Annotated in this window: 1 protein-coding gene; it reads left to right on the plus strand. The window is 53.4% G+C overall.

All coding sequences use genetic code 11. The features are described 5' to 3' along the window. Positions 1-31: 31 nt before the first annotated feature. Positions 32-1118 (plus strand): cytochrome c oxidase subunit II (gene coxB, locus BOW51_RS10985; protein WP_245828677.1); only part of this gene is annotated, 1087 nt, incomplete at its 3' end.

Below are 1118 nucleotides of genomic sequence, written 5' to 3' on the forward strand. Positions count from 1 at the left end.
GGGGACTATGATGGAGAAACGTTCGCGGCATTTGCCACTCCTGACACTGCTGTCGATGCTATTTGGCTCACCTGCAGCCATGGCTGACTGGACAGCACTTAACTTGACGCGAGGTGTCACACCAATCGCGAACCAGGTCTATGACCTGCACATGATCATTCTGTGGGTGTGCATCATCATCGGCATCATTGTATTTGGCGCCATGGCCTGGTCGATCATCTATCACCGCAAGTCAAAAGGTGCACAGCCAGCTACGTTCCACGAGAGCACCAAACTGGAAATCCTGTGGACCATGATTCCGTTTGTCATCCTGATTGCAATCGCAGTCCCGGCAACATCCACGCTCCTCTTCATGAGCGACACCAGCACCGATGCCGAGGTAACCATCAAGGTCACAGGGCATCAGTGGAAGTGGCAATATGAGTATGTTGATGATGGCATCAATTTCATCAGCAATCTGCACCCTGATCATAACGATGCCCGTCAACTGGGTTCAGGCATTGAGGTTGCATCGGTAGACAACTACCTGCTCGATGTTGATGAAGCAGTGGTCGTCCCAATCAACAGAAAAATCCGCTTCCTGCTGACCGCATCCGACGTCATCCACGCCTGGTGGGTGCCTGAGCTTGGCCAGAAGCAGGATGCAATCCCCGGTTTTATCAACGAGATGTGGACCAAGATTGAAAAAGAAGGTACCTACCGCGGTCAGTGTGCCGAGTTATGCGGAAAGGATCATGGCTTCATGCCGGTTGTTGTCAAGGCTGTCAGCGACGAAGACTATGCCAGCTGGAAACAGGATAAGCAGGCAGCAGCAGCTGCCGCTGCCGCATCTTCTGACCGTGAATGGTCACAGGACGAGTTGATGGTTAAAGGCGAAAGCGTCTACAAGACCAGCTGCCTGGTTTGCCATGGCGACAAGGGACAAGGCGGCGTGGGTAAGCCGATTGCCGGCTCTGCCATTGCAACCGGTGACATCGCCAAGCATCTGGAAGTCATCATCAAGGGCGTACCTGGCACTGCCATGGCCCCCTATGCATCGATTCTGAATGATGTCGATATTGCAGCTGTTACGACCTACCAGCGTAATGCATTTGGCAACAGCGCCGACAGCGTACAGC

It is taken from the genome of Solemya elarraichensis gill symbiont (assembly GCF_002021095.1).
Lineage (GTDB): Bacteria > Pseudomonadota > Gammaproteobacteria > Chromatiales > Chromatiaceae.